Annotated in this window: 2 protein-coding genes; both read right to left on the bottom strand. The window is 45.1% G+C overall.

Going from position 1 to position 8,584, the window contains the following annotated elements; all coding sequences use genetic code 11:
* The coding region (locus tag A3763_RS18195; RefSeq protein ID WP_156495158.1) for a condensation domain-containing protein at nucleotides 1-1,780 on the bottom strand (1,780 nt) is incomplete at its 3' end.
* A complete protein-coding gene (locus tag A3763_RS18190; protein WP_068554300.1) occupies nucleotides 1,780-8,520 on the bottom strand; it encodes a type I polyketide synthase in 6,741 nt (2,246 codons plus the stop codon). The genes A3763_RS18195 and A3763_RS18190, both read right to left, overlap by 1 nt.
* Between the last annotated feature and the right edge of the window lie 64 nt (nucleotides 8,521-8,584).

Here is an 8,584-nt window from a genome sequence, read left to right as displayed (position 1 = left end):
TGTGTGCAACAGAAGGCAGGCGCTTGATATGCGTTTCTTGAGTGACTAGGTGTTGTAAGCCCGAGTCTTCAATCATGTACGCCAAACGATCATCGGGGAAGTCAGGGTCAAGCGGGACATAGCTGGCGCCGACTTTCAATATGCCAATTAGGGCCGCGAGCATATGCTGAGAGCGGTCCAGGCACAAGCCAACGCGGTCCCCAACCGATACGTGCTCCTCTAATAGGAGCTGAGCCCACTGTGAGCTAAGTTCATCAAGCTGACGATAGCTTAAGACTTCCTGCTCAAATATGACGGCATCTTTTTCGGCAAATTGTTGAGCTTGATGATGAAGGTAGTGACCGACAGTGCGAGGGGCGTTGGCTTGTTCTTCATGCCAGAAATGGTGCGTACCTAGGCTACGAGTAAGTAAATATTCATAATCGTTAATAGGGCTGAGTTCCAGCTCGCTGAGTGACTGGTTTAGATTAAAACTACACTGGGTTAGGAGCCAGATATATTCATCGATTCGGGCTTTGATTGACTCTTCCAGGAATAGGTCAGTATTGTACTGGCACTCGATTGTGAAGTGGTCACCGTAGTCGGCGACATTCATAAACTGTTCAAAGTTTTCATAAAACCTTGGGTTTGAGTGGAAACTACATTTTAGCTCGTGAAAATCTAGATGTTCGTCTTCCAAGCCTGTATCAAAGTTGTAAAGCAGGGGTAAAAGTGGAATTCTTGAAGGATCCCTTGCAATGGGTAGCTCTCGAATCAACTCCCCAAAGGTAAAGTTCTGATGTTCAAAAGCGTCTAGAATCTCTTCACTAATTTCGTGTATTGCTTGAGCAACTGATATAGAAGGATTTAGCTCACTGACGATAGGAACTGTCGAAACACAATGACCAATCAAAGAATTCGGAGCGATACCGGGTTGTGCTGCGGTTGGCATTCCTACTGCTAAAAAGGACTCTCCTGTCCAGCGCTGCAAGGCAATAAAATAGATCGCCATTGTATAAGCGCTTAGGCTGCATCCTATGCTGGCTGCACTTTTCTTAATTTCAGTGATTAGATCTAGGTCGACATCAACATCTATTCGGCGCGCATTGAAGGTTCTATTCTTGGGGCGGTCTTTATCTAATATAAGCTCGTAATCGGGAATTCTTTTTGAAAATTTATCTAGCCAATATTGTTTGTCCTCGTTCTCTGAAGATTGACCTGCAAAATCAACAAAAGAGTATGCTTCTTCTAAATCAGCCGAATTTCCCTTTACGGTGCTATTGTAAAAGGCTGACAAATCTGCGATCACGATGCCAAGAGACCAGCCATCACAAATAATATGATGAGCAGTGAATATCAGGTAGTGACAGGTATCCGACTCTTTCAGTAAGCGAACTCTGAATAAAGGGCCATTGACTAGGTCCAGAGGCTCGCGGGCTTCGCTTTCAATAAGTTCTTCAAGAGCTTGTTTTTCAATATTTTCTAAGCCGCATTGAATTTCCTGATAGTCGAATACTCTAAAGCTTGTGCCATCTTCAGAAAAACTGGCTCTGAGAGCATCATGCCTTGCAACGGTTAGCTCAAGTGCATTGATGAGAGCAGGCACTCTGAGCTCTCCTTTAAACTTTAAGGTAAAGGATTCGTTAAAAGCACTTGAAGCCTTTGGATCCATCAGGACAGACGACCATATTTCAAGTTGTGCTGCCGTGGACGGAACCGATTTTATCAGGGTCGGTTTTTGATCAGCAAAGGGGTCGAAATCTACCGAAACAGATTGTATGGTCTTGATTTGGCTGGTCATTAGTTTTGCTCTAGCATTCTGTATTTTCCAGGTTGTTCAGGGTCCTTTATGAACCATGCTGGCTTTCCTTGGGAATCTTTTCCTAATCTAGCTCCTGGAACTGGCGGAGTGTTTTGCAATGGCGCCGTTTCTTCAGTGTTTTGGGTGTTCGTGTTTTTGCTAGGATCGAGCTCGGGAAAGAATCCTAACGACAGCATTTCGTCGACGGCTTCCTCAAAAGCTTTAATGATTGCAGCGATATCTTCATCACTATGAGCTGTGGTAAGGAAACATGGGCGTGCATCCCATATATGGATTCCTTTTTCTCTCAACAGCGTAAATATTAGTTCCTCGTAAGCGATATCTTGGGGAATTTTAAAACGGAATAGGGACTGGCAGTTCACGACTTTGATCGGAGCATGTCGTTGGCTTGCGTACAGGTTCATTTGCTCGACCATTGCAGCGGTCTTGTTGCCCAAATCCTGCTGTATGCTAGGCTCGGCTATTAGTTTATCTAATACTGCATTTGCTGCAGCCATCGCGAGTGGGTGGCGTACAAAGGTTCCCGCAAAGTAGGTTACGCCAACTTCGGGCGATGAGTCATCACCATATCGCCATTGGCCACCATCTAAGGCGTCCATATACTTGGACTTGCCTCCAATAACACCAATTGGCATACCTCCACCGATAATCTTACCGTAGGTTGCGATATCTGCTGGAATATCGAAATGGCCTTGAGCTCCTCGTGGTCCGAGGCGGAAACCTGTAATGACTTCATCGAATATAAGGGCCATCTCATTTTGATCGCATAAGCTCCTTAACTCTTGAACGAACTCTTTAGGCTGAAGTTCTGGGTTTCGGCTTTGTACAGGTTCGATCAGAACAGCAGCGATGTCATCGGCGTTTTCTTCGATATACTTTAAAGACTGTGGGTCACCGTAGTCTAGAATCATTGTGTTGGCGACGGCCTCTCCAGGAATACCGGCGGCTGCTGGTAACGGTAGGCCATTCGAACCTCGATGGACGATAACCTCATCATTGATTCCATGATAGTCGTTTTCAAACATGACGATATGTTCTTTGCCTGTCACTGTGCGCGCTAATCGTATGGCGCCAAGTACAGCTTCAGAACCAGTATTACAGAAAGCAACACGCTCTAGTTGAGTTAACTGGCAAAATTTCTTGGATACCTTTTCAGTTAAGGGGTTCTGGGGGCCGATTTCGTAACCGGTTTCTAGCTGTTTGGCAACGGCCGAGCGAATAAATTCAGCACCATTGCCAAAGAAATTTGAGCCAAAGCCACAGGTGACGTCAATCAAACAATTTCCGTCGATATCCCAAAGGTGTGCGCCGGCAGACTTCTCGACAACAATAGGGTAAATAACCTCTTTCAGTTTATCTCGAAACCCGGAGACTACTCGAGGGTCCGCGAGCTGGGAGCGGTTTGCTTGAGCGAAGTCTTTAGACTTTGAAAACTTGGCATTATAGCGCTGACTAAGCTTTTCCAAATTCTGCTGTTGATCGGCACTGAGCTCATTTGAGCGCTTAACGTTAATACGGGTGCCCGCACCAAAGGGTTTTTTGTCTTGAGTATCGCTTAGCTCCGCGGTGCCGGAGGTTTGTGTAGTGGCAGGTACTGAAGCTTGAACTGGCGCTCCTGCTTGACCCTGGCTTAATTGGTTTAATAAAGCAATTTGACTGTTTACCAATTGAAGTTGCTGCGAAAGCAAACTGTTTAAAGGCGAGCCGTTTGCATTGGTGGTAGTCGCGTGACTTACTGGTAAAGGAGCGGAAACAGAAGGCGTGTCAATGTGAACAGGTGCTTGGTTCGGTGTTGCCACAGGCGCGCTAGTTAAGGCTCCGTCGCCCTCTAACTTTGTCGCTAGCTTATTGAATGAACTATATTCATTCATAAGTTGACGGAAGGTTACTTTGGATTTGAAGGTCTTTTTCAGTTTTAAGGCTAACTGCGTTAAGAATAGAGAATCGAGGCCTAATTCGAAAAAGGTTGCATCAGGATTGGCGTCGTTTAAGTCGATGCCCGAAGTATCTGAAAAAAGTGTTTTGAGTTGGCTGATCGCGTTTGTCGTCATGGTGTCGGCTTCTATATCATTAAATAAGTTGGTTCCAGATACTACTTGAGTCTCCTGAATTGAGACTGGGCTAGCGCCTAATGATGCAATATCGAGAAAGTTGTTATTCATGGCTGCAAACTGTTGTTGCAGCCCTTGGCTAAGTTGAGTCAGGTCGCCCAAGAAATTGGACTGATTACTGTCAAAGCTCTTACTAAGCTCTTGTTCTAGGTTGAAGGCGGAGTGACTGGCCTGTGGTGCTATATAGAAATCTTTATGTTCAAAGGCATAAGGAGGTAAAAACCCCATCGCTGGTTTTATCGGCCTGGCTAGTTTACGCCAGTCGACAGATAATCCCGTTTTCCATATATTGCCTAGGCAGGCGATAAATTGGCTATCTTCAGCTTCTTCTGTTGGCTTTGGTAGGGCCGTTATTATATTAAGGTCATCCTTATCTTCCAAGCATTGGCTAAGTAAGTGAGACGCAACACGTCTTGGGCCGCAATCTATAACAATAAGGTTTGACCACTTGCTTAGCTTTTCAGTGCCACCTTTGAACTGTACCGGAGCTACTATCTGGCTAGCCCAGTAGCGAGTGTCGCTTGCTTGTTCATCTGTAATCCAGTCGCCGCTGACACAGGAAATAAATGGGATACTGGGCTTTTTGCAATGAATGCCCTTGAGCTCTGTGATGAAAGCCTGCTCGGCAGGGATCATCATTGGCGAGTGGAAAGCGTGCGAGGTTCTTAGCTTTGTGCAATGAATACTGGCCTTCTCCAGTGCTTCTTTTGCTTGTTCAATATGAACATCTTCACCAGAGAGAGTGAGTGATTCAGGAGTATTTTGAGCTGAAAGAACAACACTATCCGGAATTAAGTGCTTGATTGCGTCAAAGCTGCTTTCTACGGCTAACATGCTACCACTCGCCTGTCTTTGCATGACTCTGCCGCGCGTTAAAACTACTCTAATTGCCGTGTGTAAATCGAATACCCCAGACAAGGTTGCCGCAGCTAGTTCACCAATGCTGTGTCCCATCATTCCGTCGGGTTTGATACCAAGCTCCATTAAACTTGATGCAATAGCATAACCCACCGAAAACAATGCTATTTGCGTGTTCTCAGTAAGGTGAAGGCTTGGATCATCCGAGAATAGGATATGTATGAGATCGACGTTAAATTCGTCTTTGCATATCTCGATGCAGTTATCCAAATGTGCTCTAAAGAGCGGAAGTTCATTGTAGAGCTTCTTACCCATACGATTAACTTGAGTTCCTTGTCCAGGAAACATAAATATAATCTTTGGGTCCTTTGTAGGCGCGTCTGAAGCATTCTTAGTGAACTGTGATAGTTCACTAAGAATGCTGTCTCTAGTTGTTCCTAATATAGCTTGTCGATACTTCAATGCTTGTCGGTGAAAGCAGTAGGTGTTTTTAAGGTGATCGATATCTGTGTCAGTATTTTTTAGTAGAAATGTTTCAAGTTGCCTAGCTTGATCAGCGAGTGATTTGGGTGAATTTGCACTAAGACACAGTGGTAGTTTTGTTGGTGTCTGTGCAGAAGCAGTTGCCGGCTCAGCGTCATACCCAGAGATAATCACATGAGCATTGGTGCCTCCTATGCCAAATGAGCTGATACCTGCATATCGCTGGCCAATTTCCTGTTTCCAAGTAGCGGTGGTTGTAGCGACAGAAAACGGTGAAGACTCTAGCCTTAAGTCAGGGTTTGGTGATGTGAAATTAATACTGGCCGGAATCTGTCCTTTCGATACAGATAGTGCAGACTTTATTAAGCCCGTGACACCGGCTGCTGCAGTTAAATGCCCCAGGTTGCTTTTGACGGATCCTAGTAGGCACTGAGCTTCAGGTATTTTAGAGTTTTGTTCAAAGACTGCTTTCAGGGCCGATACTTCGATAGGGTCACCAATGGGGGTAGCGGTTCCGTGAGCTTCTATGTACCCTATCTTATCTGCAGTGAGTCCAGCATCTTGTTGTGCTGCCAGAATAACGTTTTTCTGACCCTCTTCGCTTGGGGCTGAAAAGCTGCCTTTTTGAGCGCCATCATTGTTGACTGCTACACCTTTGATAACGGCTGTTACTCTATCTTCGTCTTCGATAGCGTAATCGAGTCGTTTTAGAACGACCAAACCGCCACCATCACTAAACACAGTGCCGTTTGCCTCGCGATCGAAGGGGCGCGTATGACCGTCATGAGACTTGATACTTCCTTCTTCGGGGATATGAGGTTGTTCTTGCGGGAAGGAGAGAGAAGCGGCTCCAGCAATGGCGACCTCGCATTCGCCAGAGCGGAGAGCTTCAACAGCCTGGCACACCGCTACCAGAGATGTCGAGCAGGCAGTCTGAATGTTGACTGCAGGGCCGTTTAAGTTAAGTTTGTGCGCAATTCGTGTTGCGGTGTAATCTTTTTCATTTGCGACCATAGCTTGTAAAGCGCCATAGTCAGCGAGCTTTTCAGGGTTTTTTAAAACATTTTCTAAATAGTATGAATTATTACCGGTACCACAGAAGACGCCAATACGTCCCGGAAATTCGTCAGCAACAATTCCAGAGTCTTCTATGGCGTGCCAAGCTAGCTCGAGCATAATGCGTTGCTGTGGATCTATAAACTCGGCTTCAATTGGTGAAATTCCAAAAAAACTCGCATCGAGAGCAAGAGGCTCTGCAATGATACCTCGAGTGTTAACTTCACCATCTGCTGACGTGGGTGCAAATACATGCAGGCTTTCTTTTTCTGCTAGCAAGTTCTCCCAAAATTGTGGAAGGTTATTTGCGCCAGGTGCATTAATGGCCATGCCTATAATAGCGATGTCACGAGAGCCATCTTTGCGGGAGTTAGTATTTCGTGTCTGATAGTTGTTAGTTCTCACTTGCTTACTAAGATGATTGATAAACGAGTCTATCGAAGCGTATTGAAAAAGCTTATAGGCGGGTATATCTAGCTGAAAGCTTTCATATAGCTGAACTGATAACTGGTTCGCCATGAGTGATGTCATGCCTACATCAACCAGACTTTTTGATGTGTCGATATTGTCGTTACCAAGCAAGGAATAGATCATTGAGCTTAGTGACACTTTATCTGGCACAGCTATTAGCTGCTCTTTCTGCATGCTTGAAACCTGCTCAGCTAACTTACCTTGATTGGCGTGATACTGGGCGAGCATACTCTTGCGGTCGATTTTCCCTGAAGGCGTTGTCATCAGTGCATCGCTGAACAGAAAATGAGACGGCTGCATATAGGCAGGTAGCTCTTGCGTGAGGTATGCTTTGAGTATTGAAGCATCCTCAGAGTTGCTTACAATAAAAGCAATAATCGATTTTTGCGCTTCGCTCTCTGAAACTGTTACAGCTGCATTGGAGACACTCTCATGCTTCATTAAACAGGCTTCAATTTCCGATAACTCAATACGATAGCCACTAATTTTTACTTGGTTATCAGTTCTACCTGAATAAACTAACTGGCCCTTATTATCTGCTGAGACCAAATCCCCTGTACGATAGCAAAGTTGTTCTTTGCCATTGATCGTCATAGTGACAAAGCGTTTGTTTGTCTCTATCGAATTATTTATGTAACCAGTAGCTAAAACTGGGCCGCTAATATAGAGCTCTCCTACTTCTCCAGCTCTGACATTTTGGCCATTATCATTCAATATATTAAGTTTCGCGTGAGGTAATGCGCTACCAATTGGGGGTATTTCCGGCCAATCGCTGGCAGGGGCTCTCATGATAAGTTCGCTTACCACATGAGACTCTGAAGGGCCGTATTGATTTGACAAGCTTGTCTTAGGGAGCTGTTCGAAGATAGACCTAATATCCTCAGTGATAATTAGCTGCTCGCCCGCGGTGATAACTTCTTTCAAGGACTTCGGCACGATGTTTAGTCGAACAAACCATTGCATCAGGTTTTTCAAGGCGACATAAGGCATGAAAATTCGTTCGATTTGATGTTCGAGTATATATTCAGCAAGAGACTTAAAGTCTTGTTTGATCAGTGGGTCAAGAGTGTATAGCGTTGCGCCAAGTGATAAGCTAGAAAAGATTTCCTGGAAAGATACATCAAAACTGAGCGAGGAAAATTGCAAGGTCTTAGGGGCGTAGTTTTCGTTGTAATGAGCATTCTGCCAGTCGATCAGCTTATTTAGAGGGCCATGGGGCATCGCGACGCCTTTGGGGCGCCCTGTTGAACCCGAGGTATAGATTAAATAGGCAGCAGTCGATTCTTCTAGTTGAGCGCTATCGATGCCAAAGTTCTTAAATGCTTGGGACTTATTTGCTAGGACCTGTTCTAAGGTTTCTTCTGTAGGGAATGTTTGACTAAAGTTAATTGATTTGGTCGACTTCGGCGCAAATTCACATACCCTATCACATAGCACAAAGCTCGCATTCGCGTTTTCCAGCATGTATGCCAATCGATCGTTGGGGTAGATCGGGTCAAGAGGAATGTAGGCACAGCCATAGTCCAGCAACGCGATCATACTTGCTATCGCCAAGGGTTTCGATTCGAAATATAGACCAACGTAGCTACCTTGTTCTAGCTCCAACTGTTTGAGCCTGGAATTGATTCCTGCAACAAGCTGCCCGAGTTCAGCATAGCTTATCGAGACTTGATTATCTTGAATCGCTATTGACGTGGGGATAGAGTCAAAGTTTTGTTTGACCGTGTCGATGAAATTCAAGCTGACCTCTTTGCCTTGGGTGTTAGAGTTTATATAATTATTGCAGTGTCACTTACTTCTGAGT

Source organism: Oleiphilus sp. HI0128, from assembly GCF_001635365.1.
This window is presented reverse-complemented; position numbering and strand designations above follow the sequence as displayed.